At 42.8% G+C, this 20,203-nt stretch carries 22 protein-coding genes and 1 other annotated feature; of the genes, 21 read left to right on the forward strand and 1 reads right to left on the reverse strand.

Features of this window, described 5'->3' with window-relative positions:
* Nucleotides 1–11: 11 nt before the first annotated feature.
* Complete coding sequence (locus AC4CV5_RS12990; RefSeq protein ID WP_490922963.1) at nt 12–935, reverse strand: Na/Pi symporter; 924 nt, start codon at nt 933–935, stop codon at nt 12–14.
* A gap of 172 nt (nt 936–1,107) precedes the next feature.
* Here AC4CV5_RS12990 and rpsU point away from each other — a divergent pair, with 172 nt between their 5' ends.
* The 21 genes from rpsU to dnaG all read left to right on the forward strand — a co-directional run bounded on the left by rpsU (nt 1,108) and on the right by dnaG (nt 20,123).
* Nucleotides 1,108–1,281, forward strand: coding sequence for a 30S ribosomal protein S21 (rpsU, locus tag AC4CV5_RS12995; protein WP_003152957.1), 174 nt, complete (start codon nt 1,108–1,110; stop codon nt 1,279–1,281).
* 14 nt (nt 1,282–1,295) lie between these two features.
* A complete protein-coding gene (locus AC4CV5_RS13000; protein ID WP_003226182.1) occupies nt 1,296–1,742 on the forward strand; it encodes a GatB/YqeY domain-containing protein in 447 nt (148 codons plus the stop codon).
* A 130-nt stretch (nt 1,743–1,872) separates the two neighbouring features.
* Entirely contained in the window at nt 1,873–3,186 is a 1,314-nt protein-coding gene (locus AC4CV5_RS13005; protein WP_490922964.1) for an NfeD family protein, read from the forward strand.
* A gap of 21 nt (nt 3,187–3,207) precedes the next feature.
* Entirely contained in the window at nt 3,208–4,203 is a 996-nt protein-coding gene (gene floA / locus AC4CV5_RS13010; protein ID WP_166850663.1) for a flotillin-like protein FloA, read from the forward strand.
* A gap of 24 nt (nt 4,204–4,227) precedes the next feature.
* Nucleotides 4,228–4,647, forward strand: coding sequence for a YqfB family membrane protein (locus AC4CV5_RS13015; RefSeq protein ID WP_166850666.1), 420 nt, complete (start codon nt 4,228–4,230; stop codon nt 4,645–4,647).
* A 56-nt stretch (nt 4,648–4,703) separates the two neighbouring features.
* Nucleotides 4,704–4,985, forward strand: a complete 282-nt coding sequence (gene yqfC, locus AC4CV5_RS13020) for a sporulation protein YqfC (protein ID WP_003226191.1) — start codon at nt 4,704–4,706, stop codon at nt 4,983–4,985.
* A gap of 18 nt (nt 4,986–5,003) precedes the next feature.
* On the forward strand, nt 5,004–6,200 hold the full coding sequence (gene yqfD, locus AC4CV5_RS13025; RefSeq protein WP_166850669.1) for a sporulation protein YqfD: 1,197 nt from the start codon (nt 5,004–5,006) through the stop codon (nt 6,198–6,200).
* Complete coding sequence (locus AC4CV5_RS13030; protein WP_166850672.1) at nt 6,197–7,156, forward strand: PhoH family protein; 960 nt, start codon at nt 6,197–6,199, stop codon at nt 7,154–7,156. The genes yqfD and AC4CV5_RS13030 overlap by 4 nt, the downstream gene beginning before the upstream one ends.
* Nucleotides 7,157–7,234: 78 nt before the next feature.
* Complete coding sequence (pgpH, locus tag AC4CV5_RS13035; RefSeq protein ID WP_166850675.1) at nt 7,235–9,370, forward strand: cyclic-di-AMP phosphodiesterase PgpH; 2,136 nt, start codon at nt 7,235–7,237, stop codon at nt 9,368–9,370.
* Nucleotides 9,371–9,844, forward strand: coding sequence for an rRNA maturation RNase YbeY (gene ybeY, locus AC4CV5_RS13040; protein WP_166850678.1), 474 nt, complete (start codon nt 9,371–9,373; stop codon nt 9,842–9,844).
* A complete protein-coding gene (locus tag AC4CV5_RS13045) occupies nt 9,825–10,196 on the forward strand; it encodes a diacylglycerol kinase family protein (RefSeq protein WP_490922966.1) in 372 nt (123 codons plus the stop codon). The genes ybeY and AC4CV5_RS13045 overlap by 20 nt, the downstream gene beginning before the upstream one ends.
* 118 nt (nt 10,197–10,314) lie before the next feature.
* A complete protein-coding gene (locus AC4CV5_RS13050) occupies nt 10,315–10,725 on the forward strand; it encodes a cytidine deaminase (protein ID WP_003230049.1) in 411 nt (136 codons plus the stop codon).
* A complete protein-coding gene (era, locus tag AC4CV5_RS13055; RefSeq protein WP_003226207.1) occupies nt 10,706–11,611 on the forward strand; it encodes a GTPase Era in 906 nt (301 codons plus the stop codon). The genes AC4CV5_RS13050 and era overlap by 20 nt, the downstream gene beginning before the upstream one ends.
* Before the next feature lie 145 nt (nt 11,612–11,756).
* Entirely contained in the window at nt 11,757–11,900 is a 144-nt protein-coding gene (locus AC4CV5_RS13060) for a YqzL family protein (protein ID WP_003230053.1), read from the forward strand.
* A 36-nt stretch (nt 11,901–11,936) separates the two neighbouring features.
* A complete protein-coding gene (gene recO, locus AC4CV5_RS13065) occupies nt 11,937–12,704 on the forward strand; it encodes a DNA repair protein RecO (protein WP_064814252.1) in 768 nt (255 codons plus the stop codon).
* Between the two features lie 39 nt (nt 12,705–12,743).
* Nucleotides 12,744–12,919, forward strand: a binding site (T-box leader).
* 82 nt (nt 12,920–13,001) lie between these two features.
* On the forward strand, nt 13,002–13,889 hold the full coding sequence (glyQ, locus tag AC4CV5_RS13070; RefSeq protein WP_003226213.1) for a glycine--tRNA ligase subunit alpha: 888 nt from the start codon (nt 13,002–13,004) through the stop codon (nt 13,887–13,889).
* A complete protein-coding gene (glyS, locus tag AC4CV5_RS13075) occupies nt 13,882–15,921 on the forward strand; it encodes a glycine--tRNA ligase subunit beta (protein WP_490922967.1) in 2,040 nt (679 codons plus the stop codon). The genes glyQ and glyS overlap by 8 nt, the downstream gene beginning before the upstream one ends.
* 133 nt (nt 15,922–16,054) lie before the next feature.
* Complete coding sequence (ccpN, locus tag AC4CV5_RS13080; RefSeq protein WP_003237058.1) at nt 16,055–16,693, forward strand: transcriptional regulator CcpN; 639 nt, start codon at nt 16,055–16,057, stop codon at nt 16,691–16,693.
* 24 nt (nt 16,694–16,717) lie between these two features.
* Nucleotides 16,718–17,530: a pyruvate, water dikinase regulatory protein gene (locus AC4CV5_RS13085; RefSeq protein ID WP_166850690.1), complete on the forward strand. Its 813-nt coding sequence runs from the start codon at nt 16,718–16,720 to the stop codon at nt 17,528–17,530.
* Nucleotides 17,531–17,783: 253 nt separating this feature from the next.
* Nucleotides 17,784–18,278 carry a YaiI/YqxD family protein gene (locus tag AC4CV5_RS13090; RefSeq protein ID WP_003226221.1) on the forward strand — a complete coding sequence of 165 codons (495 nt, stop codon included), beginning with the start codon at nt 17,784–17,786 and terminating at the stop codon, nt 18,276–18,278.
* Nucleotides 18,279–18,311: 33 nt separating this feature from the next.
* Nucleotides 18,312–20,123: a DNA primase gene (dnaG, locus tag AC4CV5_RS13095; protein ID WP_222143180.1), complete on the forward strand. Its 1,812-nt coding sequence runs from the start codon at nt 18,312–18,314 to the stop codon at nt 20,121–20,123.
* Nucleotides 20,124–20,203: the final 80 nt, after the last annotated feature.

Consider the following 20,203-nt stretch of genomic DNA (forward strand, 5'->3'; position numbering starts at 1 on the left):
TACCGGTTTTTTTATTTAGTTGGAATAATAAAGTGAATCAAACGGTAAAACAAGTTTGTAAGCGGAAGAAATAAAAGAGCTGTCACCACATTAAATAAAAGGCTGAAATGCGCGATCCTTTGTGCGGGATCAGGTGATAACTGGTCTACAAAGCCGGTCGCTGCCGTCAGAAAAGGAAATACTAGAGCCACACCCAGCACGTTAAACACCACATGAGCATACGCTGTCTGTTTCGCCGCATATCCGCCGGATACAGCAGCCATGACAGCTGTAATGCATGTCCCGATATTGGATCCAAGCACGACGCTCATCGCCTGCGTCAGTCCGATAATGCCTCCATTCATAAAGCTCATCAAAATGCCGATACAGACAGAGCTTGAGTGAATGATAGCAGTTAAGACCATACCGATGAGCAAAGCGGACCAGTTTGAATCGTTAACGTGGTATAGAACTTCAGCTCCCGTTTTCAGCTTTGTAAGCGGCCCTGCAAGGTGGCTGAACCCGCTGATGCAAAAAAAGATGATGCCGAGACCGAGGAAGCTTGTTCCCAGCTGTTTCAAGGGATACCTGCCAGTCAGAAAAAACACTAACCCGCCTATCAAAAGAATCCAAATCAAAACATCCATTTTGATAGCAATAAATTCAGTTGTAAAAGTAGATCCGATATTTGTTCCCAGAATCATTGGTATCGTCCGCTTAAAAGAAAGAACGCCCGCACTGACAAAGCCGATGACAATGACCATAAAGGCTGAACTGCTCTGAAGAATGCCTGTAAATACAATACTAATCAGAAACGCTTTTAACGGATGATCCGTAAATAAAAGCAAACGTTCTTCAATTTTTGAGTACGCCATAGAAATTAAGCCTTTTCGAAGCATGTTCATGCCTGCAAGAAAGAATAATATAAGAGCAGTAAAGCTAATCAGAATTAACATCCTATTCACCAACCCCTTTCCATCATTATATAGACAGGCAGTCGTACTCATGACGGAAAAGTGAACTCACTTAGTTGACCTGACTCATGGCTTATATTATAATGTCAAAGTACATGTTTATATGTGTAACTTAAAGGTAGTCGATTGGTGTATTCGGAGGGAGGGAAAGAGAATGTCAAAAACGGTCGTTAGAAAAAACGAATCGCTTGAAGATGCTCTTCGTCGCTTCAAACGCAGTGTATCAAAGACAGGTACTTTGCAAGAAGCAAGAAAGCGCGAATTTTATGAAAAACCTAGCGTAAAGCGCAAGAAAAAGTCTGAAGCTGCTAGAAAACGCAAATTCTAAAAGAGGGTGGATTTATGAGTCTTCTTGAGCGTCTTAACCAGGATATGAAGCTATATATGAAAAACCGTGAGAAAGACAAACTAACTGTCGTTCGAATGGTTAAGGCTTCACTTCAAAATGAAGCAATTAAGCTTAAGAAAGACAGTTTGACCGAGGATGAGGAACTCACTGTCCTTTCTCGTGAACTTAAGCAACGTAAAGACTCCCTCCAGGAATTTTCAAACGCTAATCGTTTAGATTTAGTAGATAAAGTTCAAAAAGAGCTGGACATTTTAGAAGTTTATTTACCCGAGCAGCTGTCAGAAGAAGAACTGCTTACAATCGTAAATGAAACCATTGCTGAGGTTGGTGCGAGCTCAAAAGCGGACATGGGAAAAGTAATGGGTGCAATTATGCCTAAAGTAAAAGGTAAAGCTGACGGAAGCTTAATTAATAAGCTTGTCAGCAGTCAATTGTCTTAAATGGCGTAAAAAAGGACATCTTTCTAAGAGAGATGTCTTTTTTTATACATAATAAAATGAAACCTTTGATACATTTGTTACGTATGAAGAGAAGGCACTTATTATAAATGGAAGGAGGGATACACCGCCCTTGCTTCAAATCAAAGGACTCCGTGCTGCTCTTTTGAGTATATTTTTACTTTCTTTATTAGGCGTACAGATGAACGCCAAAGCAGAAAAACAAACGGTTTATGTGATCCCGGTTGAAAAAAATGTCGAACAGGGCCTCGCCTCGTTTTTGTCACGTTCGTTACATGATGCGAAAGAAGCGCATGCAGATCATATTATTCTTGATATCAATACGCCGGGAGGATTGGTCAAATCAGCTATTGATATAGCGGACTCGATAACCGAAAGCGAGATCCCCGTAACTGCATATGTAAACAAACGCGCGTTGTCGGCTGGTGCATATATAGCTCTGCAAGCCGATAACATTTATATGGCGCCTGGCGGAAAAATGGGAGCGGCCGCGATTATTGACGGTAAAGGCAATGCCGCTGACCAAAAAGCTGAATCACTTTGGCTGGCAGAGCTGGAAGATGCCGCATTGAAAAATAATCGCGATCCAAAATATGCACTCGCAATGGCTGACCCGGCTATAGATGCCAAGGAAGCTGGCGCGCCGAAGGGAGATCTGCTGACACTTAACGCCGATAAAGCAATTGATGTAGGTTATTCAGAAGGCACGGCTGACAATTTATCCGCGCTCGTAAAGAAGCTTGGGTTCGAAAAGGCGGAAACCATCTATTCAAAGGAAAGTTTTGCAGAAAAGACAGCAAGATGGCTGACAAACCCGGTCATTGTTCCTATTCTGCTGACAATCGCTTTTTTAGGTCTGACAGTAGAGCTTTTTTCACCGGGTGTCGGCATTCCTGGAACAGTTGGATTTATCGCTTTGTTGCTATTCTTTTACGGGCATCTCGCGGCCGGCTTTGCCGGATACGAGACGATTCTTCTCTTTATAGCAGGGGTGATCCTCATCCTGCTTGAGATTTTCCTTCCCGGAGGAATTATTGGATTACTGGGCTTAGGAGCGATTGTTACGAGCCTGTTTTTAGCCGCGGGGAGCTTCACTGTCATGGCGGTTTCTCTCTTGATCGCCTTAGCTGTTTCTATAACAGCTTTCATCTTACTGACAAGGGTGTTGGGAAAGCGTATGAAATTCTTTAAGAAATTTGTATTAAATGATTCTACAAATACGGAGAGCGGCTACGTTTCAAATCAAACGCGTACGGATTTAATAGGCAAAGTAGGAGTAACCTTTACACCGCTGCGTCCTGCTGGTACTGTTATTATTGATGATGAACGCCTAGACGTTGTGTCAGAGGGATCGTTTACAGAAAAAGATAAGAAAGTAAAAGTGGTTAAAGTGGAAGGATCACGCATCGTCGTGAGAGAAATTTAAACAGAAACGAGGAGAATAGATATGGATCCATCAACACTCATGATTCTGGCTATTATCGTAGTAGGGATCATTGTTTTAGCTGTATTTTTTACATTTGTGCCTGTTATGCTTTGGATTTCAGCATTAGCAGCCGGAGTGAGAATTAGCATTTTCACTCTAATCGGGATGAGGCTTCGCCGCGTTATACCAAACCGAGTGGTGAACCCATTGATTAAAGCCCATAAGGCTGGGCTTAATGTTGCTACCAACCAGCTTGAAAGCCATTATCTCGCCGGAGGAAACGTTGACAGAGTTGTCAACGCGCTGATCGCTGCTCAGCGTGCCAATATTGAACTCACATTTGAACGCTGTGCTGCTATTGATCTTGCCGGCCGTGACGTATTGGAAGCCGTTCAAATGAGCGTCAATCCTAAGGTGATTGAAACGCCGTTCATTGCCGGTGTTGCTATGGACGGGATTGAAGTAAAAGCGAAAGCGAGAATTACAGTAAGAGCAAATATCGAGCGTCTCGTTGGAGGAGCGGGGGAAGAAACCATTGTAGCCCGTGTCGGAGAAGGGATCGTCTCTACAATCGGTTCATCCGAAAGTCACAAAAAAGTGCTTGAAAACCCTGATATGATTTCTCAAACGGTACTTGGGAAAGGATTGGACTCAGGAACTGCGTTTGAAATTCTCTCGATCGATATTGCTGATGTTGACATTGGCAAAAACATTGGCGCGATTTTACAAACCGATCAGGCCGAGGCTGATAAAAACATCGCGCAGGCAAAAGCGGAAGAACGCCGTGCGATGGCTGTCGCTCAAGAACAGGAAATGCGCGCCCGCGTAGAGGAAATGCGCGCGAAAGTGGTAGAAGCCGAAGCGGAAGTGCCGCTTGCGATGGCAGAAGCCTTGCGTGAAGGGAATATTGGCGTCATGGACTACATGAATATCAAAAACATCGATGCTGACACAGAAATGCGTGATTCATTCGGCAAGCTGACGAAAGATTCGTCTGATGAAGACAGTAAATCATAATCTCTCTAAGAAGGGAGAACGCTGATGGAAGATATACTGACCAATCCGCTAATTATCGCAGCGGTTATCGGGATCATTTCTATGATTTTCGGTAAAAAGAGCAAAGAGGAAAAGAACAACAGCCAAAGCAGAAATAAACCTCAGCAGGTGCAAACTGCTTCTCCTCAAAAGAAGCAGTCAAAAGAAGAGGCTCCTGTACCTATTCCCAACCGCATGGAACAGGTAAGGCGGGAAGCGGAAGAAAGACGCAGAGAAACAGAAAGAAACCTGAAAGGGCTGGAACGTGACCTTACTGCAGTTAAACAAAAAGCAGTATACACAAAACAAAAAATGCTCCAGGTTAATAAAGACACTGTGGTACAGGGGATCGTCTTAGGAGAGGTATTCGGGCCTCCTAGGGCGAAAAAACCTCACCATACGATGCGCTCGGTCCGTAAAAATTAAAGTGTTAGAACCTTCTTTCAAATCATACATATGAGATGAAAGGGGGTTCTTTTTGTATGGGGCAAAGAAAGAATCGTATGAAAGCTTGGCTGACAAGAGCATTGGAAATTCCCCCGGACGTTATGATGGATCTGCCGCGGATTACAATGGTTGGCAGACTTCATATCTACATAGAAAACCACAGAGGCCTATTGCTTTTCAGTGAGAATGAAGTGAGGCTGATGCTGAAGCAGGGCCAGTGCATCATATCAGGTAAAAATTTTGTCATCAAGGCAATTCTTCCGGAAGAAATTCTTTTGGAGGGTACGATTGATGTCGTTCGATATGTTGAGTCATAAAGCCGAGGGGGAAATGTTGTGAAAAATAAATGGCTGTCTTTTTTTTCGGGTAAGGTCCAGCTTGAATTGACGGGAAGAGGGATCGAGCGGCTCCTTAATGAATGCACAAGACAGGGGATTCCGGTCTTTCATGTCAAAAAAAAGAAAGAAGCCGTATCGTTATATATACAGCTTCAGGATGTACATGCCTTTCGGCGGGTCAGAAGAAAATTTAAATGTAAAGCCCGATTTATCAATCGGAAGGGATTTCCTTTCCTGCTGCTGAAATCAAAGCTGAATATAGGGTTTACGATCGGTTTTTCAATGTTTTTCATCCTTTTGTTTTTGCTTTCCAATATGGTGTGGAAAATTGATGTGACAGGCGCTAAGCCTGAAACGGAACATCAAATGATGCAGCATCTTAATGAAATCGGCGTCAAAAAGGGGCGTCTGCAGTTTTTAATGATGTCCCCCGAAAAAATACAAAAATCGTTAACCAATGGAATAGACAATATCACCTGGGTCGGAGTTGATCTGAAGGGGACGACCATTCACATGAAAGTCGTGGAGAAAAATGAGCCTGAAAAAGAAAAGTATGTTAGCCCGCGCGATATTGTCGCCAAAAAGAAAGCAACCATTACAAGAATGTTTGTGCAAAAAGGACAGCCGATGGCCGCAATCCACGATCATGTGGAAAAGGGTCAGCTGCTTGTTTCGGGACTGATCGGCAGTGAAGAGCATCAGCAGGAAGTCGCCTCAAAAGCAGAAATTTACGGAGAAACTTGGTACAGATCTGAAGTGACGGTCCCGCTTGAAACATTATTTAACGTCTATACGGGCAAAGTAAGGACAAAGCACAAGCTTTCTTTTGGCTCTTTGGCAATCCCGATCTGGGGGATGACGTTTAAAAAAGAGGAATTGAAGCATCCAAAAACAGAACAAGAAAGGCATTCGCTGAATTTTCTCGGATTTAAGCTCCCTGTTTCCTATATCAAAGAGCAGACGAGAGAAAGTGAAGAGGCTTTGCGAAAATATACGAAAGAAGAAGCAGTTCAAGAAGGCATTAAATTGGGTAAACAGGATGTAGAGGATAAAATAGGCGAAAACGGCGAGGTGAAAAGTGAAAAAGTTTTGCACCAGACTGTTGAGAATGGTAAAGTAAAGTTGATTATTCTCTACCAAGTTATAGAAGATATCGTTCAAACCACACCTATTGTCAGGGAGACTGAAGAATGACAGAACATTTACTTGCGATGAATCAAAAACTGAAAAGCCCGGACGAGGCGCTTTCACTGTTCGGGAACCAAGATTCTTTTTTGAAATTGATGGAGAAAGATCTGAATGTAAATATCATTACGCGCGGCGAAACGATTTATGTCTCAGGCGATGAAGAATCGTTTCAGATTGCAGACAGGCTGCTGGGATCGCTCCTCGCTTTAATTCGCAAGGGGATAGAGATCTCTGAACGTGATGTGATTTACGCCGTCAAAATGGCAAAGAAGAATGAACTTGAATACTTTGAAAGCATGTATGAAGAAGAAATAACAAAAAACGCAAAAGGCAAACCAATCCGTGTAAAAACGATAGGACAGCGGGAATACGTGGCCGCTATGAAGCGGAATGACCTTGTATTCGGCATCGGCCCGGCGGGAACCGGGAAAACGTACCTGGCTGTCGTAAAAGCAGTCCATGCTTTAAAAAACGGACACATCAAAAAAATCATTTTAACAAGACCTGCCGTGGAAGCCGGTGAAAGCCTCGGTTTTCTCCCAGGTGACCTCAAAGAAAAAGTAGATCCTTATTTGCGCCCGCTGTATGACGCTCTTCATGATGTGCTTGGAGCAGATCATACAGAACGACTGATGGAAAGAGGCATCATTGAAATTGCTCCGCTTGCATATATGAGGGGACGGACGCTAGATGATGCTTATGTTATACTTGATGAAGCACAGAATACCACGCCTGCTCAAATGAAAATGTTTTTGACGAGACTGGGTTTTGGCTCTAAAATGATCATTACAGGTGACGTTAGCCAAATTGATCTGCCGAAAGGCGTCAAATCGGGACTTGCAGTAGCGAAGGAGATGCTGAGAGGAATAGACGGCATTTCTATGATTGAGCTAGACCAGACAGACGTGGTCAGACATCCGCTTGTTGCGAAAATTATTGAAGCATACGATAAGCAAAATTAATGCTGAATGACCCGATCGCGCGTTATCGGGTCATTTTTATGATGGCTTATGGGCTTGATGTTTCAAGAGGAGGTTCTTGTGTTGAAAAAGAAGGGGAAGACCAAAAGCAGCTCAAAAAAATGGAGCAGCTTTAAAAATGCCCGCTCCATGCATGTACTGCTGTATCTTCTGCTGGCTGCCATTATGTTTGCTTTGCTCTTTGTACATGTTAAGCCGGAAACACTTGATTTAGACCTATTTTCAGTCAGCGACAAGACCATTTATGCTCCGGCAACCGTGGAAGATCAAAAAGCCACAGAGGAAAAAAAGCAAGCCGCTGAGGACGCGGTTGAAGATCAATATACATTGAAAAAAGAATATACAGACAATCGGATTGACCTTGTGTCATCTATATTCGACAGTATCAGTGAAGTGAAAAAATCATCGGAAGAAGACAGCAAATCACCATCGGAAAAATCAATGGTTAAGTCTGTGAAGAACAAATTAACGTCAGATGTGAATGATGCCATCTCAGAGGATTCCATCAAGACATTGCTGAAAGCAGACAGTGAAGACTTTTCCTTTGTCAGAGATACGGTCATTACGGCAGTGAATACGGTCATGAGCAGTGAAATCTCATCAGATAAACTATCTGATGCAAAGGATAAAGTAGAAAAAGAGCTAAAGGGCAATTCGATCCCATCTAAATACTTGGGAGCTGCGACAGAAATCGGGCGTTTTGCTATTATTCCGAATTACGTCTTCGATCCGAAAGCGACAGAAGCAAAGCGGCAGGAAGCGTCAGACAATGTCCAGCAGGTTCAGATCAAACAGGGGCAGGTGCTCGTGGAAGAAAATGACCTCATTGATCGGGAAGTGTACCGAAAACTCGAGCTGACCGGGTTATTAAATAACTCAAATCTCTTTAAACCGATCAGCGGCCTATTGATTATGATCGGACTTTTCATTGCAACACTTGTATATTATTTTGAAAAACAGAAACAAAACCTGAAGTTTAAAAACCAATCCATCCTGCTGTTCTCCATTATCACAACGCTTTTGCTTGTTATTATGGAGGTTGTCAGTTTATTCCAAAAGATGGAATATAATAATATTGGCTATCTGGTTCCCATTGCTGCAGGCGCAATCTTAATCAAACTGCTGATGAATGAACGCATTGCCATTTTGGGAAGTATCATTCTTGCGATTTGCGGAAGTATGATGTTTAATCAGGGTGTGACAGGTACATTCAATTATGTCATAGGAATTTATTATTTGATCAGCGGGATTTCAGGGGTTTTATTTTTAGGAAAACACAATGCTAGATCAAAGATTCTGCAGACAGGGCTTTTCGTAGCGTTTATCAATATGGTTGTCGTTCTTTCCTTGTTATTGATCCAAAACACTGCGCTGTCAGGTCTTGAAATTGGCACGTTAATGCTGATGGGCGTTGTGTCAGGATTTGCTTCGTCCGTATTGATCATCGGCCTGATGCCGTTTTTTGAGACAGGCTTTGGTATTTTATCCACTATGCGGCTGCTTGAGCTGTCTAATCCTAACCATCCGTTGCTGCGCAAAATATTAACAGAAACACCAGGTACATATCATCACAGTGTAATGGTCGCCAATTTGTCAGAGGCAGCTTGTGAGGCGGTTGGAGCTAATGGTTTGCTTGCAAGAGTCGGCGCGTATTATCACGATCTCGGAAAAACAAAGCGTCCGCAATATTTTATTGAAAACCAAATGAATATTGACAATCCGCATGACAAGCTGTCTCCTCAGCTGAGTAAAAATATCATCATTTCTCATACAACTGACGGTGCGAATATGCTGAGAAGCTATAAGTTTCCGAAAGAGCTTGTCGACATTGCTGAGCAGCATCATGGAACCTCGCTTTTAAAGTTCTTTTATTATAAAGCAAAGGAAAAAGGAGACCAGATTACAGAAGAAGAGTTCCGTTATCCGGGACCGAAACCGCAGTCAAAGGAAGCTGCGATTATATCAGTGGCAGACAGTGTTGAAGCGGCAGTCAGATCCATGCATAATCCAAATCCTGAACGAATTGAAAAGCTTGTCCGGGGTATTATATCCGATAAGCTGCAGGACGGACAGTTCAGTGAATGTGATTTGACATTTAAAGAGCTGGATACAATCGCAAAAACGCTCTGTGCAACATTAAAAGGCATTTTCCACTCCCGGATCGAATATCCGGAGGCTACTAAGAAGGTGAAATAGATGAGTTTACTGATTGATATTGTTGATGAAACAGGGAGTGTCTCTGAAGAGATGCTCAAAGAAGTAGAAAATCTGCTTCAATTTGCCGCTGAGCGTGAAGGCGTTCAGGATCAGGCTGAAGTCTCTGTCACGATCGTTACTAATGAAGACATCCAGCAGATCAATAAAGAATACCGCGGAAAGGATACCCCAACAGATGTCATCTCATTTGCTCTTGAAGAAGAGGGAGAAGGCGAGGTTGAAATTGTCGGAGCCGAAATGCCGCCGGTTTTAGGCGATATTATTATCAGTGCGGATCGCACAAGGGAGCAGGCAGAGGAATATAATCATTCTTTTAAAAGAGAGCTCGGATTTCTTGCCGTGCACGGATTTCTGCATCTTTTAGGATATGACCATATGACGAAAGAGGAAGAAGAGGAGATGTTTACTAAGCAAAAGGATTTGCTGGACGCTTATGGACTCAAGAGATCATAGAAATGAGCTGAAGCGATTCTTCAAAAGCTTCGTGTACGCAGGCCGGGGCATCTGGGAAACAGCGCGGACGGAGCGGAATTTCCAATTTCATGCCGCAGCCGCCTGCGCTGTTCTCATTTGCGGCTTCCTCGTGGAGCTCAGCCCGATTGAGTGGGCGATAATTTTCCTTTTGATCGGAGGAATGTTTTCGCTGGAGCTTTTAAATACAGCCGTTGAACATACGGTTGATTTAATAACAGACAAACATCACCCTCTTGCTAAAGCGGCTAAGGACGCTGCCGCCGGGGCTGTTTGCGTTTTTGCCATCATTTCGTGTATCATTGGTTTACTTATTTTTTTGCCAAAGCTGTAATGGCTGAAAATTCTTACATTTATTTTACATTTTTAGAAATGGGCGTGAAAAAAAGCGCGCGATTATGTAAAATATAAAGTGATAGCGGTACCATTAAAGGTAAGAGAGGAATGTACACATGAACAGACAGGAATTGATAACAGAAGCATTAAAAGCACGTGATATGGCATATGCGCCGTATTCCAAGTTTCAAGTAGGAGCCGCTCTTCTTACCAAGGATGGAAAAGTGTACAGAGGCTGCAACATCGAGAACGCGGCATACAGCATGTGCAATTGCGCTGAGCGTACCGCTTTATTCAAAGCTGTTTCTGAAGGGGATACAGAGTTTCAGATGCTGGCCGTCGCGGCTGACACCCCTGGACCGGTATCTCCGTGCGGAGCCTGCCGCCAGGTGATTTCTGAGCTTTGCACAAAGGACGTTATTGTCGTGCTGACTAATTTACAAGGACAAATAAAAGAAATGACTGTGGAAGAATTATTGCCAGGCGCATTTTCATCGGAGGATTTACATGACGAACGAAAGCTTTAAATCAGGATTTGTATCCATTATTGGAAGACCAAACGTAGGAAAGTCTACATTTTTGAACAGAGTCATTGGACAAAAAATCGCGATCATGAGCGATAAGCCCCAAACGACGAGAAACAAGGTGCAAGGAGTTTTGACGACAGGCACATCACAAACGATTTTCATTGACACACCAGGGATTCATAAGCCTAAGCATAAACTTGGGGACTTTATGATGAAAGTGGCGCAAAATACATTAAAAGAAGTCGATTTGATCCTGTTTATGATCAACGCTGAGGAAGGCTACGGGAAAGGCGACGAATTCATCATTGAGAAATTGCAGAAGATGTCTACGCCTGTATTTTTAATCGTAAACAAAATTGACAAAATTCATCCCGATCAATTGCTTCTGTTAATTGACGAATACCGCGGGCGCTATCCTTTTAAGGAAATTGTTCCGATTTCTGCTTTAGAAGGAAATAATATCGAAACGTTGCTCGCTCAGATTGAAGCGTATTTGCCGGAAGGGCCGCAATTCTATCCGAGTGATCAGGTAACCGACCACCCAGAGCGCTTTATCATTTCTGAATTAATTAGGGAAAAGGTGCTGCATCTGACAAGAGAAGAAATCCCGCACAGCATTGCGGTGGCCATCGAATCCATCAAAGGACAGGACAACGGTTCTGTGCACGTAGCGGCAACGATCGTGGTCGAACGGGATTCCCAGAAAGGCATTGTGATCGGGAAAAAAGGAAGCCTGCTAAAAGAAGTCGGAAAAAGAGCGAGAGCGGATATTGAAGCACTGTTAGGCTCCCGTGTCTACCTTGAATTGTGGGTCAAAGTGCAGAAAGACTGGCGTAATAAAATGTCCCAGCTTCGCGATTTTGGCTTTAAAGAGGACGAATATTAATATCTCTTGCTGTGTCATTATCTCACAGGAACAGGGATACATTAGCAAATTTTGTTTAACATGAAATGGAGGACATCTGGTCAAGATAAAGGTAAGAATTTGGAGTTTAGGTAAGCTAGTTTAACTACAGAAAGGTGGGTTTCTTGTGTTGAATTTTACCTGGAACGTATTTTCTCAAACAGGAAATGTTGATACGTATCTTCTTTTTAAAGAACTGGAAAAAGAGAACATGGAAAGACCCGAAGAACTAGAAGATGAGCTAGCCCGATTTGATTATCCAATTTTATAAACCTCTTGGCCGCTCCTGCTTTGGGAAGGTGCGGAAATGCTGACAAAATGTGAAGGAATCGTTCTTCGCACAAATGATTACGGAGAAACGAATAAAATCGTTACATTACTGACAAGAGAACACGGAAAAATAGGTGTTATGGCAAGAGGCGCCAAAAAACCGAACAGCCGTTTATCAGCAGTCAGCCAGCCCTTTTTGTATGGTTCATTCTTAATGCAAAAAACAACGGGCCTCGGAACGCTTCAGCAGGGTGAAATGATCCTCAGCATGAGAGGCATCAGGGAAGATTTGTTTTTAACAGCATATGCTGCGTATATTGCTGAGCTAGTCGACAAAGGCACAGAAGAAAAGAAGCCAAACCCTTATTTGTTTGAATTTATTTTAGAATCGTTTAAACAGCTGAATGAAGGAACAGATCCGGATGTTATCACCTTCATTGCTCAAATGAAGATGCTCGGTGTCATGGGGCTGTATCCTGAGCTGAATCACTGTGTGCATTGTAAAAGCCAGGACGGGACCTTTCATTTTTCTGTCCGTGATAACGGTTTTATTTGCCACCGCTGTTTTGAAAAAGATCCTTACAGGGTTCCGATCAAACCGCAAACGGCAAGGCTTTTGAGACTGTTTTATTACTTTGATCTTTCGAGGCTGGGCAATGTGTCCTTAAAGCAGGAAACGAAAGCTGAATTAAAGCAAGTGATTGATTTATATTATGAAGAATATTCAGGGTTATATTTAAAATCGAAGCGCTTTTTAGATCAAATGGAAAGCATGAAACATCTTATGGATGAAAACAAAAGTTGACATCTGGTCCATCTTTTTATATGATCATTTATTATAAAATATGTTGCAGTGAGAGAAAGAAGTACTTGCGTTTACCTCATGAAAGCGACCTTAGGGCGGTGTAAGCTAAGGATGAGCACGCAACGAAAGGCATTCTTGAGCAATTTCAAAAAAAGAGGCTGGGATTTTGTTCTCAGCAACTAGGGTGGAACCGCGGGAGAACTCTCGTCCCTATGTTTGCGGCTGGCAAGCATAGAGACGGGAGTTTTTTGGTTGCTGCCGCAGTCATTTTATGAAGGAAAAGTGGAGGTGCTTGAAATGAATATTCAAGACATGATTCTAACCTTGCAAAAGCATTGGTCCAGTCAGGGCTGTGTGCTAATGCAGGCTTACGATGTAGAAAAAGGGGCCGGCACGATGAGCCCATATACATTTTTGCGCAGTATCGGCCCTGAGCCGTGGAAAGTGGCTTATGTAGAGCCTTCCAGACGCCCTGCAGACGGCCGCTACGGGGAAAACCCGAACAGACTGTATCAGCATCATCAGTTTCAGGTCATTATTAAACCGTCTCCTGATAACATTCAAGAGTTGTATTTAGATTCCTTGCGTGCTCTAGGAATTGATCCGCTTGAGCACGATATCCGTTTTGTTGAAGACAACTGGGAAAATCCGTCTTTAGGCTGCGCGGGTCTTGGATGGGAAGTATGGCTTGACGGAATGGAAATTACACAATTTACGTATTTCCAGCAGGTCGGGGGACTAGAGTGTAAACCGGTCTCTGTAGAGATTACGTACGGAATTGAGCGTCTCGCGTCTTATATCCAGGATAAAGAAAATGTTTTCGACTTGGAATGGACGTCAGGGTTTACAGTAAAAGATTTATTCATGATGGCGGAATACGAGCATTCCGTTTATACGTTTGAAACATCAGATGTCGATATGCTGTTCCAATTGTTCAGCACGTATGAAAAAGAAGCGATTAAGCAAATGGATAACGGACTTGTTCATCCAGCATATGATTATGTGCTGAAATGCTCGCACACTTTCAACCTGCTTGACGCCAAAGGTGCGATCTCTGTTACCGAGCGGACAGGCTATATCGCAAGAGTGCGGAATTTAGCGAGAAAAGTAGCAAAAACCTATTATGAGGAACGAGAAAAACTAGGGTTCCCAATGCTTAAAGGGGAGGGTTCTTCTCATGAGTAAACAGGATTTACTTTTAGAGATCGGTTTAGAGGAAATGCCGGCGCGCTTTTTAAATGATAGCATGGTTCAGCTTGGCGAAAAGCTGACAAGCTGGCTTAAAGAAAAAAATATCACTCACGGTGAAGTGAAGCTCTTCAATACACCGAGACGTCTTGCTGTATTCGTAAAGGATGTAGCAGAAAAGCAGGATGATATAAAAGAAGAAGCGAAAGGGCCTGCGAAAAAAATTGCCCTTGATGCAGACGGCAACTGGACAAAAGCGGCAATCGGCTTTTCAAAAGGCCAAGGGGCTAATGTGGAAGACCTGTACATGAAAGAAGTGAAAGGCACAGAATATGTATTCGTGCAAAAATTCCAAGCCGGCCAAGAAACGAAATCGCTTCTGCCGGAACTGAGCGGCTTAGTTACAAGCTTGCATTTCCCGAAAAATATGCGCTGGGGAAATGAAGATTTGCGTTATATCCGGCCAATCAAATGGATTGTCGCTTTATTTGGACAGGATGTCATTCCATTTTCGATCACAAACGTTGAGTCTGGACGTACAACACAAGGACACCGTTTTCTTGGACATGAAGTGTCAATTGAATCACCTTCAGCTTATGAAGAGCAGCTGAAAGAACAGCACGTTATTGCAGATCCTAACCTTCGGAAACAAATGATTCAATCTCAGCTGGAAGCAATGGCTGCAGAAAACAATTGGAGCATTCCAATTGACGAAGATCTACTTGATGAAGTGAATCATTTAGTAGAATACCCGACAGCTCTTTACGGTTCATTTGAATCTGAGTTTCTGTCAATTCCTGAGGAAGTGCTTGTCACGACAATGAAAGAGCATCAGCGCTACTTCCCTGTCAAAGACAAGAACGGTGATTTGCTGCCTCACTTTATCACAGTCCGAAACGGGAACAGCCACGCGATCGAAAATGTGGCCCGAGGCAATGAAAAAGTGCTGCGCGCGCGTCTATCTGATGCTTCATTCTTCTACAAGGAAGATCAGAAACTAAACATTGATGCAAACGTGAAGAAGCTTGAAAACATTGTTTTTCATGAAGAGCTTGGTTCTCTTGCTGATAAGGTTAGAAGAGTCACTTCAATCGCAGAAAAGCTTGCCGGCCGTCTTCAGGCTGATGAAGTTACATTAAAACATGTGAAGCGGGCTGCTGAGATTTCTAAATTTGATCTTGTCACGCATATGATATATGAATTCCCTGAGCTTCAAGGGATTATGGGCGAAAAATATGCGAGAATGCTTGGTGAAGATGAAGCTGTGGCTGCGGCAGTCAACGAACACTATATGCCTAGATCAGCGGGAGGAGAAACGCCTTCTACTTTCACTGGAGCTGTTGTAGCAATGGCGGATAAGCTTGATACAATCGTTTCATTCTTCTCTATCGGCGTTATTCCGACCGGTTCTCAGGATCCTTACGGGCTGCGCCGCCAAGCAAGCGGTATTGTTGCGATTCTTCTAGACCGCAACTGGGGAATTTCGTTTGAAGAGCTTCTTACTTTTGTACAAACGGATAAAGAAAATGAACTGCTGGATTTCTTCACTCAGCGTCTGAAATATGTCTTGAATGCTGAACAGATCAGACACGATGTCATCGACGCCGTGCTAGAAAGCTCTGAGCTTGAGCCGTACTCAGCGCTGCACAAAGCACAAGTTCTGGAACAAAAGCTTGGTGCACCTGGCTTTAAGGAAACAGCTGAAGCATTAGGCCGAGTGATCTCTATCAGCAAAAAAGGAGTCCGCGGAGACATTCAGCCTGATCTGTTTGAAAATGAATACGAGGCAAAACTGTTTGATGCCTACCAAACAGCGAAGCAAAATCTGCAGGAAAGCTTCAGCAAAAAAGATTACGAGGCGGCGCTTGCTTCACTTGCAGCCTTAAAAGAACCGATCGATGCTTACTTCGATCATACAATGGTTATAGCAGATAATGAGACATTAAAGGCAAACCGTTTGGCGCAAATGGTAAGCTTGGCGGATGAGATCAAGTCCTTTGCGAATATGAATGCCCTTATTGTAAAATAAAGAGAGAAAAGGCGGTTGCTGTGTGATCGGCAATCGTCTTTTCCCCATTTATGAGTTTTTTTGTTTGATTACAAGATATTTACGATATAATATGGATTATTATTTCTTTACATAGATATGAAGTGAAAAGGTGGTGAGTACGATCGAACTAAATAAACGGCAAGAACATATTTTGCAGATTGTAAAAGAAAACGGGCCGATTACAGGGGAGCATATTGCAGAAAAGCTGAACCTTACCAGGGCAACATTGCGTCCGGATTTAGCCATACTCACCATGTCAGGATTCCTCGAGGCGCGCCCGAGAGTCGGTTATTTCTACACTGGGAAAACCGGCACCCAGCTTTTGGCAGATAAACTCAAAAAGCTTCAGGTGAAAGACTTTCAATCTATCCCCGTCGTGATTCATGAAAATGTTTCTGTGTACGATGCGATTTGCACCATGTTTTTAGAAGATGTAGGTACTCTGTTTGTGGTGGACCGCGATGCTGTTTTAGTCGGGGTGCTTTCACGAAAAGACTTGCTGAGAGCGAGCATAGGCCAGCAGGAGCTTACATCTGTCCCAGTTCACATCATCATGACAAGGATGCCGAATATTACAGTGTGCAGACGCGAGGATTATGTAATGGACATTGCAAAGCACTTGATAGAAAAACAAATTGATGCACTGCCTGTCATCAAAGATACCGATAAAGGCTTTGAAGTAATCGGCAGAGTGACAAAAACAAATATGACAAAAATACTTGTCAGTTTATCTGAAAATGAAATCCTATAAGATCGCAAACTACGGGGGGATAATATGAATAACCGCATCATCTATGTTGTATCGGATTCCGTCGGTGAAACGGCTGAATTGGTAGTGAAAGCAGCGCTCAGCCAATTTAACGGTTCAGCGGACGATACACATGTAAGAAGAATACCTTATGTTGAAGATATAGGCACTATCAATGAAGTGATTTCACTTGCAAAGACAGACGGCGGCATTATTTGTTTTACACTCGTGGTGCCGGAAATCAGAGAATATTTGATTGCCGAAGCGGAAAAAGCAAATGTTTTATATTATGATATTATCGGCCCGTTAATTGATAAAATGGAAACAGCCTACGGTTTAACAGCGAAATACGAACCGGGGCGGGTGCGCCAGCTTGATGAAGACTATTTCAAAAAAGTGGAGGCCATCGAGTTTGCAGTTAAATACGATGATGGACGTGATCCTAGAGGGATTTTAAAAGCTGATATCGTTTTGATCGGCGTATCGAGAACGTCTAAAACACCGCTGTCGCAATACCTAGCCCACAAGCGCCTGAAGGTTGCCAATGTTCCGATTGTTCCCGAGGTGGACCCGCCGGAAGAACTCTTTAACGTTGATCCGAAAAAATGCATCGGCTTAAAGATTAGCCCGGATAAACTGAATCATATCAGAAAAGAACGGTTAAAATCACTCGGGCTTAATGACAAAGCAATCTATGCAAATATCAACAGAATCAAAGAGGAACTGGAATATTTCGAAAAGATTGTGGATCGGATCGGGTGCCAGGTTGTTGATGTTTCAAATAAAGCGGTTGAAGAAACAGCAAATATTATCCATCATCTCAAAACAAAAAACATGTAACTCAGGACGCTCTATCCTGGGTTTTTGGCTATGCCAAAAGGGAATAATGAAAAACAATAGCATCTTTGTGAAGTTTGTATTATAATAAAAAATTGTGATAAAATGATTAATTTTAGGTTTAAGGTTCGTGTGATACGAATAAACTATTATGGGTAAGATGTCAAGAATTTCTCCTGAAAATTTTTCGACAAATTCATATACGTCCGCAATGATAAAGGATGTGCGATTTTGCTTGCTTTTATGCAGGAGTTTAATGGAGGGATGGAGAATTACTCTTCTTAATGAACAAGAAAAGACGATTTTTGTCGATGCAGATGCTTGTCCGGTAAAAGATGAAATTTTACAAACAGCATCCGAGTATGAAGTTCAAGTTCTTTTTGTCGCTTCATTTGAACATTATCAGCTTTCCAGAAGCAATGAAGAAAAATGGAAGTATGTTGATCCTCATAAAGAAGCTGCTGATTTATATATCGCAAATCACGTAAAACCGGGAGATATTGTCGTGACGCAGGACATCGGATTAGCATCCCTGCTGTTGAACAGAAATGTCTCCGTCATGTCGGAAAGAGGGCGTCTTTACAAAGAAGGCACGATTGATTTTGCTCTTGAGAGCCGTCATTTTTCCGGTAAACAAAGGAGAAAAGGCATATACGCCAAAGGGCCTAAAAAATTGAATAAAGAAGATCGAGAACGATTTATTACACTGCTGCAAAAAATCCTGTCGAACGATGAAGGGATTTTGCACTAAAGCATCGAATAATGTACGACGGAGTGTTATAAGATGGGAAATCGGATACCAGATGAAATTGTAGATCAGGTGCAAAAGTCGGCAGATATCGTTGAAGTCATAGGTGATTATGTTCAATTAAAGAAGCAAGGCCGAAACTACTTTGGACTCTGTCCTTTTCATGGAGAAAGCACACCTTCGTTTTCCGTATCGCCCGACAAACAGATTTTTCATTGCTTCGGCTGCGGAGCGGGCGGCAATGTTTTCTCTTTTTTAAGGCAGATGGAAGGCTATTCATTTGCCGAGTCGGTTTCTCACCTTGCTGACAAATACCAAATTGATTTTCCAGATGATATAACAGTCCATTCCGGAGCCCGGCCAGAATCTTCTGGAGAACAAAAAATGGCTGAGGCTCATGAGCTCTTGAAGAAATTTTACCATCATTTGTTAATAAATACAAAAGAAGGTCAAGAGGCACTGGATTATCTGCTTTCCAGGGGCTTTACGAAAGAGCTGATTGATGAATTTCAGATCGGCTATGCTCTTGATTCTTGGGACTTCATCACAAAATTTCTCGTAAAGAGAGGCTTTAGCGAGGCGCAAATGGAAAAAGCGGGTCTCCTGATCAGACGCGAAGACGGAAGCGGATATTTTGACCGCTTCAGAAACCGCGTCATGTTTCCGATCCATGATCATCACGGGGCTGTTGTTGCTTTCTCAGGCAGGGCTCTTGGCAGCCAGCAGCCTAAGTATATGAACAGTCCTGAAACACCGCTCTTTCATAAAAGTAAACTGCTTTACAATTTTTATAAGGCCCGCCTTCATATCAGAAAGCAGGAAAGAGCAGTCTTATTTGAAGGATTTGCCGATGTCATATCGGCCGTAAGCTCGGGTGTAAAAGAAAGCATAGCCACGATGGGAACGTCTCTGACAGATGAGCATGTCAAGATCCTAAGAAGAAATGTCGAAGAAATCATTCTTTGCTATGACTCTGATAAAGCCGGTTATGAAGCCACCTTAAAAGCTTCAGAGCTTCTGCAAAATAAAGGCTGTAAAGTCAGAGTTGCAATGATTCCTGACGGATTGGACCCTGACGATTACATCAAAAAGTTCGGCGGGGAAAAATTTAAAAATGACATTATCGACGCCAGTGTTACCGTTATGGCGTTCAAGATGCAATATTTCCGAAAGGGAAAGAACCTGTCCGATGAAGGCGATCGCTTAGCTTACATTAAAGACGTACTGAAAGAAATCAGCACGCTTTCAGGGTCTCTTGAGCAGGAAGTGTATGTAAAACAGCTTGCTTCAGAGTTTTCGCTTTCACAGGAGTCTTTAACCGAGCAACTGTCTGTTTTCAGCAAGCAAAACAAACCTGCTGAAAATGGCGGTGAAACGAAAACGCGGCGAGCGCATCTGACGACAAAAGCAAGGCAAAAACGTCTGCGTCCGGCGTATGAAAATGCAGAAAGGCTGTTACTCGCCCACATGCTTCGAGATCGGAGCGTTATCAAAAAAGTGATTGACCGGGTAGGTTTTGAATTTAACGTTGATGAGCATCGCGCATTGGCCGCCTATCTATACGCTTTTTATGAAGAGGGTGCCGAGCTGACGCCTCAGCATCTGATGGCCAGGGTGACGGATGATCATATAAGCCAGCTCTTGTCTGATATATTAATGCTTCAAATTAATCAAGAGCTCAGCGAAGCCGAGTTATCAGATTATGTAAAAAAAGTGTTGAATCAAAGAAATTGGTCAATGATAAAAGAAAAAGAGGCGGAAAGAGCCGAAGCCGAAAGGCAAAAAGATTTTTTAAGAGCTGCTTCTCTAGCTCAAGAAATCGTTACATTGAACCGATCTTTAAAATAACTGGAAAACTGGTGAGAAGCATTTATTGGCAATGATTCCTTGCGGAGGAGCAAATAGATCGCTTAACCTCATCATGAATT

The sequence above is a fragment of the Bacillus sp. NS1 genome, from assembly GCF_058248265.1.